Origin of the sequence: Chryseobacterium oryzae (assembly GCF_022811665.1) — a bacterium.
In the GTDB taxonomy this organism is placed as follows: Bacteria; Bacteroidota; Bacteroidia; order Flavobacteriales; family Weeksellaceae; genus Chryseobacterium; species Chryseobacterium oryzae.
The window spans coordinates 1,056,624-1,074,385 of sequence record NZ_CP094529.1; the positions used below are offsets into that span (position 1 = coordinate 1,056,624).

Consider the following 17,762-nt stretch of genomic DNA (forward strand, 5'->3'; position numbering starts at 1 on the left):
AAAGAGCAGAATAAAATTAGCCAAGAATTTTATAATGTATAGTAAGTATTTCGTGATCCTTGTTTAATATCGTTTATCTTTACCCTAAACTTAAAAAATGAAAAAATTAGGCATCATTGGCTGTGGCTGGTTGGGGATACATATTGCAGAACGGTTATCTGACCGTTACGAAATCTTCGTAACCACAACCACAGAATCAAAAATTGGCGCTTTAGAATCCAAAGGCTTTCATACTACTTTGATGAATTTCTCTGATACCTTGGATTTTCAAATAAAAGAATGGAATGTTGCTTCAGACTTAGACGCCATCATCATCTGCGTTCCGTTTTCGGGACTTAGAGGTTCGCAAATCCCGATGAATGGCAAGCGCCAGAACTTACTCAATTTTCTGGGTGATTATAAAGGACAGTTGTTTCTGATGAGTTCTACAGGCGTTTATCCTCAAGCAGAGAAAGAATTTGTGGAAGAAGACCAACCTACTAAACAAGTAGAAAGTGAACAATTTATTCTGGAAAAATTTCCTCAAACCAATATTCTTCGGTTTGGTGGATTGATGGGCGGTGAAAGGCTTTTGAAGAATTATAATATTTCGAATCTGGAGCAGTTGGTGAATCATATTCACTACGTTGACATCTGCTCGGTAGTTGAGAAAATGCTGGAAAATCAATCCCAATCGAAAGTTTATAATGTAGTAGCACCCTTCCACCCAAATAAAGAAGAAGTGATTAATGCCCAGAAAAACTTACCTTATGAAGGTGAAAGAGCAACGATGGGCAGAACGATTTCTCCGGAAAAGATAATTAAAGAACTTGATTTTGAATTTCAGTATCCGGATCCGAGGTATTTTCATGTAGACAAATAACTCACTCCAAATATTTTTAAAGTCTTTTGATTTTCAAGGTTTTTATTTCTCCGGTTTTTACATCTTTTACAGTAAGCACCGATTCGTTATTGGAATTGCTGTTGTTTGAACGGAATAATTCGCATACATCCATATTTTTATAGTCCATGTCATTAAAATTCTGAATTTCATCACCGAGATTAAGATTTTTTTCAAGAGATTTATCCCATATAATTCCAACAACTAATTTGTTGTTCTGGATGGTTGGATAAATTTGCCACGGATGTAAGGCAATAAGTTCTTTATTTGCATCAGAATAAGGTTCAAAGTAAAATCTTTTTTTGTTATAATCGAGAGTTGTTTTGCCATATTCTAAAACTTTGTAACCTAACCTAGATTCTTTGCTGCTTGTTGTTGAAGATATTACGTTATTGAATTTGTCTTCAACAATGGTCATCAACGGGATTTCTATTGCAAACTGTTCAGTAGTGTCATTCATGCCGTGAAAACCATACACAAAACTGCCTTTGCTTTTAGCCAAGGTTTTAATGACGTTGTTTTTTTCATTGAAGAAATGATAGGCGGAGGTAGACATTTCATAAAAATTATCTGCACCGGTATCAAAAAGCACCTGATCTACCACTTTAACACCATCTTTTTGAAGAACAATTCTTATAAATGGGTTGCTTTGTGATTCAGATAGCTTCATGTCGAGATAAGAATTTCCTGTTATTGTAAGATTTTTCACATTATCAGTAATGGTAATCTGCTTTTTTTGATGATCGATTTGTACAACAGAATTTCTCAGCATATTGCTTCCGGTAATTCCTTCAACTCCAAAACATTTCATCATTGCTGTGGATGATTCGTCGAAAACGATTCCAGGTGTATTTAGAAAATCTATTTCGCCCCACTTCAAACTAGGAACTGTAGTAAGAATCATTTCCTGTTTTTTTCCTGAAGCGTCTGCAAGAGGAATACTACCCGTTTTTGGTAAAGAATATTCATCGAATATTTCCTTAGAAACAGCCATCGGAGCACCTGTGTCAAAAAGAAATTTGTGAGGTTTTCCGTTGATTGAAACATTCACAATTATTTTTTTCTTAACTAATTCGTAAGATAGGGTCTGATTGTATCTTTTTTGTGCAATATTTCCTGTGTTGAGATTGATGGGGGCTTGAGCTTTATCTAATACAAAACAGAAAGTGAAAAAGAAAAGAATTAATATATTTTTCATTCGGAAGAGAATTTTAATGATGAAGTATTGACAAATTTAGAAAAAACTTAGCAGCAAAGATTGTTTTTAATAAGATAAAAAATATTTAATTGCTAATAAACAACTTTTTGGAATTATTATTGACTCTTTACTAAAATGAAGTATTAATTCTATCATTAAGAAAAGAAATATTAGAATTATTACAACATCAATTTGCTTAACCAAAATATTTAGATATGAATTCGGATACCATCAAAACCATCGCAAAATACGGATTAGGTGCAATGCTCATTACTGCTGGTATTGGTCATCTTACGTTTGCAAGAAAAGAATTTCAGGCGCAGGTACCAGAGTGGGTTCCTTTGGAAAAAGATGATACTGTCGTGTATTCTGGCATTGTAGAGATAGCAATGGGTACAGCCATTATCGCAGCTCCTAAAAGATACGAATCTTTGGTCGGAAAAGTAGCCGCAGGATTATTTGCAGCAGTTTTCCCCGGGAATTACACCCAATATAAAGAAAGAAGAAATGCTTTCGGTTTAAATTCTGACAATAAAAGGCTTGCTAGACTTTTTATGCAGCCTCTTTTGTTGTATTGGGCTATAAAATCTACAGATTAATATTAATTCTAAACCTGTCTTTAAGATAGGTTTTTTGTTGGTTTATAAATGTTTATATTTGTTTCATAAACTGATGCGAGGGTGTATTCAAAATATTATAAACTGATTATTTTTATTTTTTTGTATGTTCTAATGGGGTTTTACGCAGTTCAGGATATTCGGCTTGTATATCCGACGTATTTTCCTAAACCAGTATATAATTTCAAGAAAAATCCTTTAAAAAGTTCTACCGTTGCATTAGGAAGACAACTTTTTTATGATCCTTTACTCTCTAGGAACAATACCATTTCATGCTCATCATGTCACAATTCAAAACAAGCATTTTCACATGCAGGAAATCATTTAAGCAAAGGTGTTGAAGATGGAATAGGAGAGCGAAATTCTCCTGCAATTTTTAACCTAGCTTGGCAGAAAACTTTTATGTGGGATGGTGTTGTAACGAATATTGATGTTCAGGCTTTAGCTCCCATTAATCATCCCAAAGAAATGGGAGAAGATATTAATGCAGTTGTTCGCAGACTGAATAAATCTAAAGAATACAAAGGACTGTTCTACAGAAGTTTTGGAGATAGTATTGCAACGGCAGAACGGACAATGAAGGCACTTTCTCAGTTTCAGCTTACTTTTATTTCTGCGGACTCAAAATATGATAAGGTAAAACAGAAAAAAGCTCAGTTTAATGCCTCTGAAAAAGCAGGATATGCACTTTACAAAGCCAATTGCAGTTCCTGCCATACCGAACCACTGTTTTCTACCTACGATTTTGCCAATAATGGGCTGCCTGTTGATCCTTCGCTGAATGATTTCGGAAGATGGAATAAAACAATGGAACCTCAAAACAAACAAATGTTTAAAATTCCGAGTCTTAGAAATCTCGCATTTACTTATCCTTATATGCACGATGGAAGACTCAAAACGTTAGATGAAGTTTTAGACCATTATGAGAAAGGAATAGAAAAAACTCCGACTTTAGCGAAACAACTGCAAAAACCCATTGTTTTTAACCAAAAAGAAAGAGTAAATCTTTTAGATTTTCTTGCAACTCTTAACGATTCTGCTTTTATTTCCAACACCGCTTTTCAGAAGAAATAGAATGGTTTTAAAATATCAAATATTTAATATGCAATTTCCATTTTCACTTTTTTGTTTTTGAGCCTTTCTGAGCTGAGTTTTTTCAGTAAACTGTTAACTTTATTTCGGGAAACGGCAACATACGAAGTGGTATCTTTTACTTCAATAAGTCCGACATCCTCTTTTTGAAGTTCCCCTTTTTTCATTAAAAAACCTACAATGTCTACTTTATTTACTTTATCTTTTTTTCCTGCACTTATGTAAACGGTCTGAAATGGTGTTTTCCCCGGAACTTTCGTAAAATCTTTTACCTCTTCTACCGGAACATTATTCTTAATGAAAGGGAAATTTTCTTCTTCAGTCATAATAAGATATACAAAACCTTTGGCATTCATTCTTGCAGTTCTACCGTTTCGGTGAATAAATGCGTCTTCTTTTGGTGGAAGCTGATAATGAACAATAGATTCCACTTCAGGAACATCCAATCCTCTTGCTGCTAAGTCGGTCGTGATTAAAACTCTTGCAGAATCGTTTCGGAATTTCAGCAAAGCACGTTCTCTTTCATCCTGTTCCATACCTCCATGAAAGGTTTCTCTGTCGATTCCTTTTTCACGTAAAAGTTCAGAAATACGGTCTACTGCTTCACGGTGATTGCAGAATATAAGGGTTCTTTTGTTTCCTATTTTGCAGATGAGGTGAAAAAGAGTATCTAATTTTTCTTCAGAAATTGTCATTACTTTTCTAAGCTGAATATCGGGTTTATTTTCTCCTAATTTAAGAAAATCTACCGTTTTTTCATTTTTCAGACCTGTAAATTTTGGGATTTCGTCCATGGCAGTAGCAGAAGTAAGAATTCTCTGCGACAGACCATTAAGATTTCCAATAATATAATCCATATCTTCCTGAAAACCAAGTTCCAAAGCTTTGTCGAATTCATCCAAAACAAGAGTTTTAATGGTTGAAGCATCAAAATTTTCATTTTGAAGGTGATATCTTATTCTTCCGGGAGTTCCGATTAATACGGCTGGAGCTTCAATTAAATTATTAATTTCAATTTTTTTATCATGACCGCCATAGCATACAGAAACTTTAAACTCTGTTCCCATTGTCTTGAAAACCTGCTCAATCTGTAATGCCAGTTCTCTTGCAGGAACCAAAATTAAAGCCTGAACTCCTGTTGTATTTTTTTTAAGATTTCTGAGAACCGGAAACAAAAATGCTAATGTTTTTCCCGATCCGGTAGGAGAGAGCAGAATAACATCTGTGTTGTTTTCTGTAGCTTTAAATGCAGATTTCTGCATCTGATTCATTTCCTGAATCTTGAGGTTCTGATAAATTGACTGTAATTCCATAATGCAAAGGTAAGTGAAAGATTTTTACTGCCATTTGAATTAATTTCAAGAAATTTGCTATAATAGTAGAATCATTTTTAATTAAAATATGTCTCCAGAAAAAATAAAACTTATTATCGACAGCTTCAACCGTTCAGAAACTTTACAATTTTATAAAGCAGAATTATTGGAAGTTGAAACAGATTTTGTTTCCATTAAAATTCCAAAAATGGATCTTATGACAAGAAAAGCCGGGATGTTTAACGGTGCAATGATTGCTTCTTTGGTGGATGTTTCGTCTGGATATGCCGCAGTAAGCCATTATGAAGAAGATTGCTATGTAGTAACTGTGGAGCTAAAAGTGAATTACTTGAGACCGGCAATGGGTGATGCATTGGTTTCAAAATCTTACGTAATAAAAGGAGGTTCTAAAATTAGTGTGATAAGAACTGAAATTTATACCATTAACAACAGTAATGATCACGAAAGTCATGTGGCTACTTCTTTAGTAACAATGATGAAAATTAAATAGACAGTTAAATAAAACAAACTTTTTGTAATTTTAATAAAATAAATTTTAAAACATGAATTTGATTATCCGATTATTCATCACGGCAATTGTGGCATTTTTGCTTACCAAAATTCTGCCCGGAGTACATTTCGACAGTTTTTCTTCGGCGGTAATTTTCGCTATTGTTATGGGAATTTTAAACTTAGTGGTAAAACCCATTCTCAGCCTTTTCAGTCTTCCGCTTACCATTATTACTTTGGGGTTTTTCTCGTTGGTTATTAATGCAGTAATTATTCTTATTGCAGATTATTTTATCGACAGTATGCATGTAGACGGATTTTGGTGGGCATTTATTTTTGGTATTGTCTTATCTGTAATTACTTCTTTGGCAAATTCTATCTTTTCTGAAGATTAATTCATTCTTAAAACGATTTTAAACAAAAAGTTCGGCGAAATGCCGAACTTTTTTATGATTATGAAGTAAAAAATGAAATTAAATTCCGTCGATAATTTCATTCAAAACTGTACTTGGTCTCATAGCTGCATACGTTTTGTAAGTATCAGGTTTGTAATAACCTTCAATGTTTTGCGGTTTACCTTGTGCCCCAATAAGTTCAGCATTAATAACTTCTTCGTTTTCTTTCATTGCCTGAGCAACAGGAACAAACTGTTTAGCTAATTCAGCATCTGCAGTTTGGTTTGCTAAAGCTTCAGCCCAATACATTGCCAAATAAAAGTGAGAACCTCTGTTGTCGATTTGTCCAACTTTTCTTGCAGGAGATTTATCAGTAGCTAAGAACTTAGCATTTGCTTCATCCAGTGCATCAGCCAAAACCTGAGATTTTGTATTGTTCTGAGTCTGTGCCAAATGCTCTAAAGATGCCTGTAATGCAAGGAATTCACCTAAAGAATCCCATCTCAGATAACCTTCTTCTAAGAACTGCTCAATATGTTTTGGTGCAGAACCTCCGGCTCCTGTTTCAAAAAGGCCACCACCATTCATCAACGGAACAATAGAAAGCATTTTGGCAGAAGTTCCAAGTTCAAGAATTGGGAAAAGATCGGTAAGATAATCTCTCAGTACGTTTCCGGAAACAGAAATGGTATCTTTTCCTTCTCTTGCTCTTTTTAAAGTTTCGGTCATAGCATCTTTTACATCCATAATTCTGATGTCAAGACCTGTTGTATCGTAATCTTTTAAGTATTTTTCAACTTTTTTGATGATTTCTCTGTCGTGAGCTCTTCCTTTATCAAGCCAGAAAATTGCAGGAGTGTCGGATAATCTGGATCTGTTTACAGCCAATTTTACCCAGTCCTGAATTGGAGCATCTTTCGTTTGGCACATTCTGAAAATATCACCTTTTTCAACTTTCTGAGAAAGCAGAGTATTTCCGTTTTCGTCCAGAACTTCTATGGTTCCTTCCGCAGAAGCCTGGAAAGTTTTGTCGTGAGAACCATATTCTTCAGCTTTTTGAGCCATTAAACCTACGTTTGGAACAGATCCCATAGTAGTAGGGTCCAATTTTCCGTGAGCTTTCATATCATCAATCACAGACTGATAGAAACCTGCATAAGAACGATCCGGAATAATACAAACGGTATCTTCTTCTTTTCCTTCTTTGTTCCACATTTTACCGCCTCCTCTTACCAAAGCAGCCATTGATGCATCTACGATAATATCAGAAGGAACATGGAAGTTGGTTATTCCTTTGTCAGAATTTACCATAGCTACTCTTGGTCCGTTTGCCAAAGCCGCTTCAATATCTGCTTTAATTTCAGCTTCCTGAGCATTGCCTTTTATTTTTTCGAAAAGATCGGCAAGACCGTTGTTTGGGTTGATGTCTAAAGCCTTGAAAGTTTCGGCATATTTAGTGAAAACATCTTTGAAGAAAGTTTCTACAACAGCTCCGAAGATAATAGGATCGGAGATTTTCATCATCGTAGCTTTAAGGTGAGCAGAAAGAAGTACGTTTCTGTTTTTAGCTTCTTCAATAGCTTGCTGAACGAATGCTTTTAAAGAATTAAGATTCATCACAGAAGAATCGATAATTTCACCCGCTTTTAAAGGAGCGAAATCTTTTAATGTATTTTCTGAACCGTCATTTCCTTTGAAAACGATTTTATATTGAGTAGCATTTTCTAAAGTGGTAGAAGTTTCTGTTCCGTAGAAATCTCCGCTTTCCATGTGGGCAACATCAGTTTTGCTGTCAGATGCCCAATCGCCCATTCTGTGAGGATTTGCTTTAGCATAATTTTTCACGGCTTTCGGAGCACGTCTGTCAGAATTTCCTTCTCTCAATACAGGGTTTACAGCACTTCCTAATACTTTGGCATATTTAGCTTTAATGGCTTTTTCCTCATCATTTTTAGGTTCTGCAGGATAGTTGGGAACAGCAAAGCCTTTAGATTGTAATTCTGCAATAGCTGCGTCTAATTGTGGTGCAGATGCGGAAATATTGGGTAATTTGATGATGTTTGCATCAGGCTGAGTAGCAAGCTCTCCCAATTCTGACAAAGCATCACCGATCTTCTGATCGTCTTTCAAAAATTCTGGGAAATTGGCTAAGATTCTTCCTGCCAAAGAAATATCCGGGACAGCGATCTCGATGTTTGCTGATTTTGTAAAAGCTTTTACAATAGGTAAAAACGAATGTGTTGCCAACATTGGAGCCTCATCTGTAAGGGTGTAATAGATTTTTGATTTTTCTGACATTATAATGTTAGTTTATTGTTTGAAATTTTAGATTCACAAATTTAGTTAAATTTTAATTTCTTTTAATTTAATAATCAATGAGATTTTCTACTTTAAGAATTTTTTAACCTTTATAAGGTAGGAAAAATTTTCTTTTATGACTAAATTTGAAAAACTAAAAAATAAATTATGTCCAATATTACCTTAAAAGGAAACCCAGTACATACAAAAGGAAGTTTGCCATCTGTAGGAACTACAGTAAAAGATTTTAATCTTGTAGATTCTTCGCTGAATGTAAAAACACTGGAGAGTTTTCAAGGAAAGAAAAAAGTATTTAATATTTTCCCAAGTATAGATACACCTACATGTGCATCTTCTGCAAGACAGTTTAACGAGCAGGCTTCAGCTTTAGAAAATACAGTGGTTATTAATGTTTCCAAAGATTTACCTTTTGCTTTGGGCAGATTCTGTGCAGCGGAAGGATTAAAGAATGTTGAAACTTTATCAGATTTCAGAAGTAGTTTTGGGGATGATTATGAACTGACAATTGAAGATTCTCCTCTAAAAGGTCTTTTGAGTCGTGCTGTAATCGTAACAGATGAAAACAATAAAGTTCTTTATACAGAACAGGTTGCTGAAATTGCTGATGAACCTAATTACGATGCTGCTTTAGAAGCATTAAAATAATTTCAAAAAAAAGATTTTCTAAAGCCTTGGAAAGTTAATTTCTGAGGCTTTATTTTTTTTAACCATATTTGTTAAGATGAAACGTTCCGGAACTGCAACATTACCGCTTCATTATGGAAAAGTACCGCCTTGGCTGTATGAACGTATGTCTGTTCTCGGACTTTCTATTGTTGAGGTAATTCTTGCCGATTACGGTAAAAATGAAGTTTTGAAAAGACTGGCAGATCCTTTCTGGTTTCAAAGCTTTGGTGCAGTAATGGGGATGGATTGGCATTCTTCAGGAATTACAACTTCAGTAATGGGTGCGCTAAAAAGGAGTATAAATCCTAATTCTAAAGAACTGGGGCTTTATATTTGCGGAGGTAAAGGCAGGTTTTCAAAAGAAACTCCAAATGAATTATTGGTGATTGCCGATAAAACAGGATTGAATGGAAACGAATTGGTTAGAGCCAGCAAATTATCTGCAAAAGTAGATAATACAGCTATTCAGGATGGTTACCAGTTGTATCTTCATAATTTTATTTTGTCGGATGAAGGAAACTGGTCGGTGGTGCAGCAGGGTATGAACGATTCCGATGGTACAGCGAGGCGTTACCATTGGCATTCTGAAAATTTAGAATCTTTTGTTGATGCTCCACATAAAGGGATTCAGGGAATTAATAGAGGAAATATTCTCAATTTAACAGCTACTGAAGCAGAGGAAAACAGAAAAGGTATTTTGGATATTTCTCATACCAGTTCAGAAAAAATAATGCAGGATTTTGCCAATCTTATTTTGCCATCTCATCATGATGTACGTGCTTCTGATGTCGATTTAAAAAAATTGGGAACTCTTTTGTATATGACCAGAGAAACGCAGCCGGAAAATTTCGAGGAATTACTTTTATTAAAAGGAGTAGGTCCCAGAACATTGCAAAGTCTTGCGTTGGTGAGTGAAGTAATTCATGGGGCGCCATCAAGATTTAAAGATCCTGCAAGATTTTCTTTTGCACATGGCGGTAAAGATGGGCATCCTTTTCCTGTTCCTATTCATGTGTATGATGAAACAATTTCAATTCTGAAAAAAGGAATTGAGAAGTCTAAACTTGGAAATTCAGATAAATTAAAATCAATTAATAAGCTTCATACCATTATTTCTGAAGCTGAAAAAAAATTTACACCCAATTTTAATATCGATGATGTTATAGAAGAAGAACGGCAAAACTCTTGGCGTTTTGGTGGTAAAACCGTTTTTGGTGACGCTGAAAAACCTTCTCCTCCAAAACCTATTCAGTTATCTTTGTTTTAAGAAAAATTAATTCTTTAAATGACCCAAAATATTTATTTCCAATAGTTAAAATGAAAAAAATTGGGTATAGTATTTAGTTTTCATAAAATTTCGGATACCATACTATTTCTATTCGGCTTGTGGTTTGTTATTCAATCATAAAAGTATGGTTATGAAAACGAAGAATACATCAAATTCCAAATCAAAAGTTCCTCAAGAAGGATTGTTTCCGGAAATTATTCGCGAAAACTATAAAGGAAGTAGTAAACTTCAGTTTAAAAAAGCTGTAATTACTGGCGGTGATAGCGGGATCGGACAAGCTGTAGCAGTACATTTCGCTCGAGAGGGAGCCGATGTAGCTGTTATTTATAAAGAAAGCGATGATGATGCAGCCGAAACCAAAAAGTTAATAGAAAAGGAAGGTCGAAGCTGTATTCTGTTGAAAGGTGATATTTCTAAAAAAGATTTTCAGGCTGAATGTTTAGATATACTAAAAAAATATTGGAATTCTTTCCACATTCTTGTTAATAACGCAGGAATTCAGTTTCCGAAAAATGAAATTTCTTCCATTTCGGATGAACAGATTAAAGAAACATTTGAGGTTAATATCATATCAATGATAAGTTTTACAAGAGATTGTTTAGAATTTATGAACAAAGGAAGTAAAATTATCTGTACTACATCGGTCACAGCGTATCGTGGAAGTGATCATTTAATAGATTACTCAGCTACAAAAGGAGCAATTGCTACATTTATACGTTCTTTAGCTGTGAATATTGCAGAAAAAGGAATTCAGGTAAATGGCGTTGCTCCAGGACCTGTTTGGACGCCTCTTGTGAAAGAAACTTTTGATGATTTGTCAACTTTTGGAAAAGATAATCCAATGAAAAGGGCAGGGCAACCTTCTGAAGTTGCTCCTGCTTATGTTTTTCTTGCTTCAGAAGATTCCAGTTTTATAACGGGAGAGATTATTCATGTCAATGGAGGAGATTTCGTGGGTGGATAATGTTTCAATAGTTCTGTAAAATACTTTTATGGCATCACCTTTATTTTTTTTGTTTTTTTGGATTTGAATTATAATAATGAATCGATTGTAATTGCTTTTTTTAATCAAAAATCAAAAGATTGATCACTATTTTTATCTCTCATCAAAAAATCTTATTTTTGCATATAAATTTAGTAAAAGTAAAGAATGAATTCCTACAAAAACCCATTGGAAGAGCGCTACTCCAGTGAAGAAATGCTGTTTAATTTTTCGCATAACAACAAGTTCCAGAACTGGAGAAAACTTTGGATTGCATTAGCCGAGATTGAAAAAGATTTGGGATTGGACATCACAGACGAGCAAATCGCAGAGCTAAAAGCCAATGCCGAAAACATCGATTATGCAAAAGCAGCTGAATATGAGAAAAAATTCCGACACGATGTGATGGCTCACGTTCACGCTTATGGAGATGTAGCGCCTTCTGCGAAAGGGATTATCCATTTGGGAGCTACTTCCGCATTTGTAGGAGATAATACCGATTTAATCCAAATCCGTGACGGACTTTTAATCTTAAAGAAAAAGTTAGTCAATGTGATGAAAAATCTTTCGGATTTTGCGATTCAATACAAAGATTTACCGACTTTAGGCTTCACGCATTTTCAGCCAGCGCAGTTAACAACGGTTGGGAAGAGAGCCACACTTTGGCTACAAAGTTTGGTTCTCGACATCGAAGAGCTTGACTTTTTCTTAGAAACATTAAGATTCAGAGGGGTAAAAGGAACAACTGGAACGGCGGCAAGTTTCCTGGAACTTTTCAACGGTGATTATTCTAAAGTTAAACATCTAGATAAAGAACTTTCCAAAAGATTCGGCTTCGAAAAAGTGTTCGGCGTTTCGGGACAGACTTACGACAGAAAAATCGATGCTAAAGTGGTTGCTTTATTGGGAAATATTGCGCAATCTGCCCATAAATTCACCAACGATTTACGTCTTCTTCAGAATCTTAAGGAGATTGAAGAACCATTCGAGAAAAACCAAATCGGCTCATCGGCAATGGCTTACAAACGTAACCCGATGCGAAGCGAAAGAATCGGAGCTTTGGCAAAATACGTCATGTCTTTAACCACAAGTTCTGCAATGGTAGCTTCAACCCAGTGGTTTGAAAGAACCTTGGACGATTCTGCCAACAAGAGATTAACCATTCCGCAGGCATTTTTAGCAGTTGATGCGATTCTGTTGATTTGGAATAATATTCTAAACGGCATTGTGGTGTATCCAAACAGAATCAACAAACATATTATGGAAGAACTTCCTTTTATGGCGACAGAATACATTATTATGGAGGAAGTGAAAGCCGGGGGCGACCGTCAGGAAATCCACGAAGTTATTCGCGTTCACTCAATGGAAGCTTCTAAAAAAGTGAAAGAAGAAGGAAAAGAAAACGACCTTATCGAGAGAATTCTGAATGATGATTCATTAAAACTAGACAAATCAAAACTAAAAGAAGTTCTTGACCCTAAAAATTTCATTGGTTTTGCACCAATCCAGACGGAAGAATTCATTGCCAATGAAGTTCAGCCGATTATTGATGCTAATCAAGAATTGATTGGCCTTGAAGCTGACCTTAAAGTATAAATCAATATGCAGTCTTTTTTTGGCTGCATATTTTTTTAAAGTAACCCAATTTTAAATATTGAAATGAAACGAAATTTTTTACCGCTGATTTTTTTAACTTTTTTTGTTTTGTCGTGTAATAAAAATTCAAAAAACGATACAGTTACAAATCATCATTCTGATACAATAGCGACTTCAAATAAAGAAGAAAAAGTTGAGAGTAAGGAAAGTTTTAATATCGAGTCAATACCTGTAAGTAACCAACTTACCGGAAGTTTTCCTTATTTTAAAATGCCTGAAAACTATGTTTTTAGAGATCCGAACCATTATAATGGAGATGGTCAAATAAAAGATATTGACAGAGAATATTTCTACGTTAACGGGAAGTATGTTATGCAGGAAGGGAAAACTTTCAAAGCTGATATTAGAGCTGAAGATAGTAAAAAATATAATGTTCTGGAACTTCAGAAAAGTTTTGATGACCTGATTTTCAAACTTGGCGGAGTAAAAGTCAATAATGGAGAAACTTTAAAAGAAGGTGAAGAAGAATCTTTGGCGAAAAGTGATCCCAACGCTTATACCAATGGATATTTGCATTCTTCCAATAATTGGAAAGATGTACATACTTATGTTATCAGAACGCCTGAAAATGTACTCTGGATTCAGTGTAATTATGGTTCAGAAAGTGCTTATTTAACTGTTTTGCAGGTTAGCGAATTTGTTAACAAAATGAGTATTCTTCCTGCGTCAGAGATTAAAAATCAATTGGATAAAAATGGTAAAGCAGTTTTACATATCAACTTTGACACGGATAAAGCAAGCTTGTCATCTGAAGGTAAAAGTGCTGTAGCAGAAATCAAAAAAGTTTTGGATCAAAATCCAACAATGAAAGTTTCTATGAATGGATATACCGATAATTCTGGAAACAAAAGCCATAATCTGAAACTCTCAGATGATCGGGCAAAAACAGTAAAAACTGAATTGGAAAACTCAGGAATTTCTTCTCAAAGACTTATTTCTAAAGGTTTTGGACAGGAAAATCCTATTGCCGACAACGGTAATGAAAAAGGAAAATCCGAAAACCGAAGAGTTGAAATTGTTAAAATTTAAGTATTAATAAATCTAATAAAACCATTCTTGATGCCATTTTTATCTGAAATCTTGTGTCTTGAATCTTGTGTCTATAAAAAATGAACAAAAGAATTTTCGTAGAAAAAAGAGGAATTTTCGATGTAGAAAGTCCAAAAATTTTTGATGAAGTAAAAGCGATAGTTCCGTCTATCCAAAGTGTAAAAGTGTATAACGTTTACGATATTTTTGGATTAAACGATAGCGAATTTGATAAAGTGGTCAATAGTACCTTTGTTGACCCGGTTACCGATATTTTAATTGATGAAAATCCTGCACAGGGAATTTACTTCGCCTTAGAATTTTTACCAGGACAATACGATCAACGTGCCGATTCTGCGCAGCAGTGCATTGCTCTGTTGACTGGAAATGAGAAATCAAAAGTTAGAAGCGGTAAGCTTATCGAGTTCGGAGGGGTTTCTGAATCTGACTTAGTTAAAATCAAGGATTTATTAATTAATAAGGTAGAATCTCAGGAGAAAGATTTATCAATTTTAGATATTCCTGCGGACGAAACACCGTCAAAGGTGATTGTTCACGAAGGTTTTATTGATTTTGATGACTCTCAACTTGCAGAATTCTTTAATAATCACGGTTTTGCTCTAGGATTGGATGATTTGAAATTCATTCAGGACTATTTTAAATCTGAAAACAGAAATCCAACAGAAACCGAACTGAAAGTTCTGGATACGTACTGGAGTGACCACTGCCGTCACACCACGTTTGAAACCGAATTATCAAGCATAGAATTCGAAGGTAAATTCAAACAAACTTTGCAAACAATTTTTGATGATTATATCGAAAAAAGAAAGTTCTTAGGACGTGAACTAAAGCCTATTTCCTTGATGGATTTGGCAACCGTTTGCGGAAGATATTTTCATAAAACAGGCCAATTGGAGAATCTCGTGGTTTCTGATGAAATCAATGCCTGTACCATCCAGATTGAAGCTGAATACGATGGCAAAAAAGAGCCTTGGTATTTGTTATTCAAAAATGAAACCCACAACCACCCTACTGAAATTGAACCTTTTGGTGGGGCTTCAACGTGTTTGGGTGGCGCTATCAGAGATCCTTTGTCTGGGCGTTCTTTCGTCTTTCAGGCGATGAGATTAACGGGTGCTGCTGATGTTTTGGAACCGGTTGATAAAACTTTGGCGGGCAAATTACCTCAGAAAACCATTACAAAACAGGCGGCGAACGGCTATTCGTCTTACGGAAACCAAATCGGTTTGGCGACCACAATGGTTTCTGAAATCTACGATGAAGGCTACAAAGCAAAAAGAATGGAAGTAGGATTCGTTGCCGGAGCGGTTCCTGTGGATTGGGTAAGACGTGAAAAACCGGAAGCTGGTGATTCGATTATCATTTTGGGTGGCGCAACAGGCCGTGACGGTGTTGGTGGAGCAAGTGGAAGTTCAAAAGAACAGGACGAAACCTCTATCCATACAATGAGCTCTGAAGTTCAGAAAGGAAATGCAGTGGAAGAGCGTAAAATCCAGCGTTTATTCAGAAATCCGGAAGTGACGAGATTGATTAAAAAATCAAACGACTTCGGAGCCGGCGGTGTTTCTGTAGCAATCGGTGAAATCGCTGATTCTTTGGAAGTAAACCTTGATGTTTTACCTTTAAAATATGAAGGCTTAAACGGAACCGAATTGGCTATCTCCGAATCTCAGGAAAGAATGGCAGTGGTGGTTGAACCAAAAGATAAAGAAAAATTCATCAAATTATGTGAAGCTGAAAATATTGTCGCGGTGGAAGTGGCAAAAGTGACAGATTCAGGAAGAATGCAGATGTTCTGGAAAGGTAATAAAATTGTGGACCTTTCAAGGGCATTTTTAGATACAAACGGTTGTTCTAAAAGCCAGGAAGTCAAGATTACGCATCTTGATGAAGTAAAAGAAGAAACGTCAGTATTTAACGAAGAAAATTTCTTAAAAATATTAAGTGATAAAAACGTCGCTTCTCAGAAAGGATTGTTGGAAATGTTCGATTCATCCGTTGGAGGAACGACGGTTGCGATGCCTTTAGGCGGGAAATACCAGCAGACGCTGATGGAAGGAAGTGTTCAGACTTTGCCAATTTTAGGAGCAAAAGATGTTGAAACAGTTTCTCTGGCGAGTTGGGGATTTGATGCTGAAATTTCTAAACAAAATTCTTTGCTGGGCGCTGCTTACGCTGTTGTAGAAAGTGTGGCAAAAATCGTGGCGATGGGTGGCGATTATAAAAACATCCGATTCAGTTTCCAGGAATATTTTGAGAAATTAGGTCAGAATCCAGAAAAATGGGGAAAACCTTTGGCTTCACTTTTGGGAGCTTATGATGCCCAGATTAATTTCGGATTGGCTGCCATCGGAGGCAAGGATTCAATGAGTGGAACGTATCAGGATCTGAATGTTCCGCCAACCTTGATTTCATTTGCCTGCGCCAATGGAGAAAAGAAAAACATTATCTCACCTGAATTTAAAGGTGATGGAAATAAAGTGTATTTCTTCAATCATATCCCTCAGGAAAATGGACTTCCGGATTACGATAAACTGAAAGCGATTTATGAACTTATTTTTGAGAACATCAAAGCAGGAAAAATCGTTTCTGTTAAAACGGTGAAAGAAGGCGGCGTTGCTGTTGCTTTGGCAAAAATGAGTTTCGGAAACAGATTAGGTGCTGACATTACAGTTGATGAAAACGTTTTGTTGGCGAAAAATATTGGTAGCTTAATTATTGAATCCAAAGAAGAATTAAGTTCGACAAATCTTCAATTAATCGGACAAGTTAAAGATTCAAATATTATTAAAATTAATGATGCTGAATTCTCAATTGAGAAACTTCTATCAGCTAATACAGATACATTCGAAAACCTCTTCCCAACGGTTGAAAAAGATAAATTGACGGTTGAAATCGATTCAGCATTAAACTCAATCAACCCAAGAAATATCATCATTAAAAACCACGGAATCGCTCAACCAAAAGTGTTTGCGCCGATTTTTCCGGGAACTAACTGTGAGTATGATACGCTGAATGCTTTTGCCAAAGAAGGTGCTGTAACAAGCAGTTTGCCTTTAATCAATATCAATCATCAGTTGTTGGATGAGAGCATTGATGCATGGGTAGAAGAAATTAAACAATCTCAAATTTTAGCATTTTCAGGAGGCTTCTCTGCGGGTGATGAGCCAGATGGTTCTGCAAAATTCATTGTGAACGTTTTGAAAAATGAGAAAATGAGAAATGCCGTTCACGAATTGCTGGACAGAGACGGGATGATTATCGGGATTTGCAACGGATTCCAGGCGTTGGTAAAATCTGGATTACTGCCTTACGGAAGAATTAAAGATTTGGACGAAAATTCTCCGACACTGGCTCACAACGCCATCAGAAGACATATTTCCCAAATGGTGCATGTAAAAGTCGTTAATGACGAATCGCCTTGGCTAAAAGGAATGAAAGACCAGGTTTATACCATTCCGATTTCTCACGGTGAAGGTCGTTTTATGGCGTCGGAAACAGAAATCCAAAAGCTGTATGAAAACGGACAGATTGCAACACAATACCTGGATCTGGAAGGGAATATTGCTCACGGAATGCCGTTTAATCCGAATAATTCCTTATTCGGAATTGAAGGTGTAACAAGCCCGGACGGGAAAATATTCGGTAGAATGGGACATCCGGAACGTTTTGCAGAAGGATTAATGAAAAACATTCCCACCGCGAATTACCACAATATCTTCAAAAATGGAGTGGAATATTTTAAGTAAATATTGATTCAAAATAATAAAAATAGCTGTCAATCTTGGCAGCTATT

Annotated in this window: 14 protein-coding genes; 11 read left to right on the forward strand and 3 right to left on the reverse strand. The window is 35.7% G+C overall.

Annotated elements, in window-relative coordinates; translation table 11 throughout:
* Positions 1–97: 97 nt before the first annotated feature.
* Complete coding sequence (locus MTP08_RS04920) at positions 98–862, forward strand: Rossmann-fold NAD(P)-binding domain-containing protein (RefSeq protein WP_243577286.1); 765 nt, start codon at positions 98–100, stop codon at positions 860–862.
* Between the two features lie 16 nt (positions 863–878).
* Here MTP08_RS04920 and MTP08_RS04925 read toward each other — a convergent pair whose 3' ends face one another.
* A complete protein-coding gene (locus tag MTP08_RS04925) occupies positions 879–2,078 on the reverse strand; it encodes a retropepsin-like aspartic protease (protein ID WP_243577287.1) in 1,200 nt (399 codons plus the stop codon).
* 215 nt (positions 2,079–2,293) lie between these two features.
* Between MTP08_RS04925 and MTP08_RS04930 the strand changes: the two genes are divergently transcribed.
* Both MTP08_RS04930 and MTP08_RS04935 read left to right on the forward strand, forming a co-directional pair.
* A complete protein-coding gene (locus tag MTP08_RS04930; RefSeq protein ID WP_243577288.1) occupies positions 2,294–2,677 on the forward strand; it encodes a DoxX family protein in 384 nt (127 codons plus the stop codon).
* A 132-nt stretch (positions 2,678–2,809) separates the two neighbouring features.
* Positions 2,810–3,769 (forward strand): cytochrome-c peroxidase, encoded by a 960-nt coding sequence (locus tag MTP08_RS04935; RefSeq protein ID WP_243577289.1) that lies wholly within the window; start codon positions 2,810–2,812, stop codon positions 3,767–3,769.
* Between the two features lie 23 nt (positions 3,770–3,792).
* Here MTP08_RS04935 and MTP08_RS04940 read toward each other — a convergent pair whose 3' ends face one another.
* Positions 3,793–5,100, reverse strand: a complete 1,308-nt coding sequence (locus tag MTP08_RS04940) for a DEAD/DEAH box helicase (protein WP_243577290.1) — start codon at positions 5,098–5,100, stop codon at positions 3,793–3,795.
* Between the two features lie 88 nt (positions 5,101–5,188).
* Here MTP08_RS04940 and MTP08_RS04945 point away from each other — a divergent pair, with 88 nt between their 5' ends.
* A complete protein-coding gene (locus MTP08_RS04945) occupies positions 5,189–5,611 on the forward strand; it encodes a PaaI family thioesterase (RefSeq protein WP_243577291.1) in 423 nt (140 codons plus the stop codon).
* Positions 5,612–5,663: 52 nt separating this feature from the next.
* Positions 5,664–6,005 (forward strand): phage holin family protein, encoded by a 342-nt coding sequence (locus tag MTP08_RS04950; RefSeq protein WP_209390973.1) that lies wholly within the window; start codon positions 5,664–5,666, stop codon positions 6,003–6,005.
* A gap of 78 nt (positions 6,006–6,083) precedes the next feature.
* Here MTP08_RS04950 and MTP08_RS04955 read toward each other — a convergent pair whose 3' ends face one another.
* Positions 6,084–8,303 carry an NADP-dependent isocitrate dehydrogenase gene (locus tag MTP08_RS04955; protein ID WP_243577292.1) on the reverse strand — a complete coding sequence of 740 codons (2,220 nt, stop codon included), beginning with the start codon at positions 8,301–8,303 and terminating at the stop codon, positions 6,084–6,086.
* A gap of 168 nt (positions 8,304–8,471) precedes the next feature.
* Between MTP08_RS04955 and tpx the strand changes: the two genes are divergently transcribed.
* The 6 genes from tpx (at position 8,472) to MTP08_RS04985 (ending at position 17,715) form a co-directional block, all read left to right on the forward strand.
* Positions 8,472–8,969 (forward strand): thiol peroxidase, encoded by a 498-nt coding sequence (gene tpx / locus MTP08_RS04960; protein ID WP_243577293.1) that lies wholly within the window; start codon positions 8,472–8,474, stop codon positions 8,967–8,969.
* Positions 8,970–9,045: 76 nt separating this feature from the next.
* Positions 9,046–10,257 carry a DUF763 domain-containing protein gene (locus MTP08_RS04965; RefSeq protein WP_243577294.1) on the forward strand — a complete coding sequence of 404 codons (1,212 nt, stop codon included), beginning with the start codon at positions 9,046–9,048 and terminating at the stop codon, positions 10,255–10,257.
* 151 nt (positions 10,258–10,408) lie between these two features.
* On the forward strand, positions 10,409–11,242 hold the full coding sequence (locus MTP08_RS04970; protein WP_243577295.1) for an SDR family oxidoreductase: 834 nt from the start codon (positions 10,409–10,411) through the stop codon (positions 11,240–11,242).
* 186 nt (positions 11,243–11,428) lie between these two features.
* Positions 11,429–12,856 (forward strand): adenylosuccinate lyase, encoded by a 1,428-nt coding sequence (gene purB / locus MTP08_RS04975; RefSeq protein WP_243577296.1) that lies wholly within the window; start codon positions 11,429–11,431, stop codon positions 12,854–12,856.
* Positions 12,857–12,919: 63 nt separating this feature from the next.
* Positions 12,920–13,945, forward strand: a complete 1,026-nt coding sequence (locus MTP08_RS04980; RefSeq protein ID WP_243577297.1) for an OmpA family protein — start codon at positions 12,920–12,922, stop codon at positions 13,943–13,945.
* Between the two features lie 80 nt (positions 13,946–14,025).
* On the forward strand, positions 14,026–17,715 hold the full coding sequence (locus MTP08_RS04985) for a phosphoribosylformylglycinamidine synthase (RefSeq protein ID WP_243577298.1): 3,690 nt from the start codon (positions 14,026–14,028) through the stop codon (positions 17,713–17,715).
* Positions 17,716–17,762: the final 47 nt, after the last annotated feature.

Coding starts and splice junctions, on each gene's coding strand:
- MTP08_RS04920 (WP_243577286.1), top strand. CDS start 98: ATGAAAAAATTAGGCATCATTGGCTGTGGCTGGTTGGGGATACATATT.
- MTP08_RS04925 (WP_243577287.1), bottom strand. CDS start 2,078: ATGAAAAATATATTAATTCTTTTCTTTTTCACTTTCTGTTTTGTATTA.
- MTP08_RS04930 (WP_243577288.1), top strand. CDS start 2,294: ATGAATTCGGATACCATCAAAACCATCGCAAAATACGGATTAGGTGCA.
- MTP08_RS04935 (WP_243577289.1), top strand. CDS start 2,810: ATGGGGTTTTACGCAGTTCAGGATATTCGGCTTGTATATCCGACGTAT.
- MTP08_RS04940 (WP_243577290.1), bottom strand. CDS start 5,100: ATGGAATTACAGTCAATTTATCAGAACCTCAAGATTCAGGAAATGAAT.
- MTP08_RS04945 (WP_243577291.1), top strand. CDS start 5,189: ATGTCTCCAGAAAAAATAAAACTTATTATCGACAGCTTCAACCGTTCA.
- MTP08_RS04950 (WP_209390973.1), top strand. CDS start 5,664: ATGAATTTGATTATCCGATTATTCATCACGGCAATTGTGGCATTTTTG.
- MTP08_RS04955 (WP_243577292.1), bottom strand. CDS start 8,303: ATGTCAGAAAAATCAAAAATCTATTACACCCTTACAGATGAGGCTCCA.
- tpx (WP_243577293.1), top strand. CDS start 8,472: ATGTCCAATATTACCTTAAAAGGAAACCCAGTACATACAAAAGGAAGT.
- MTP08_RS04965 (WP_243577294.1), top strand. CDS start 9,046: ATGAAACGTTCCGGAACTGCAACATTACCGCTTCATTATGGAAAAGTA.
- MTP08_RS04970 (WP_243577295.1), top strand. CDS start 10,409: ATGAAAACGAAGAATACATCAAATTCCAAATCAAAAGTTCCTCAAGAA.
- purB (WP_243577296.1), top strand. CDS start 11,429: ATGAATTCCTACAAAAACCCATTGGAAGAGCGCTACTCCAGTGAAGAA.
- MTP08_RS04980 (WP_243577297.1), top strand. CDS start 12,920: ATGAAACGAAATTTTTTACCGCTGATTTTTTTAACTTTTTTTGTTTTG.
- MTP08_RS04985 (WP_243577298.1), top strand. CDS start 14,026: ATGAACAAAAGAATTTTCGTAGAAAAAAGAGGAATTTTCGATGTAGAA.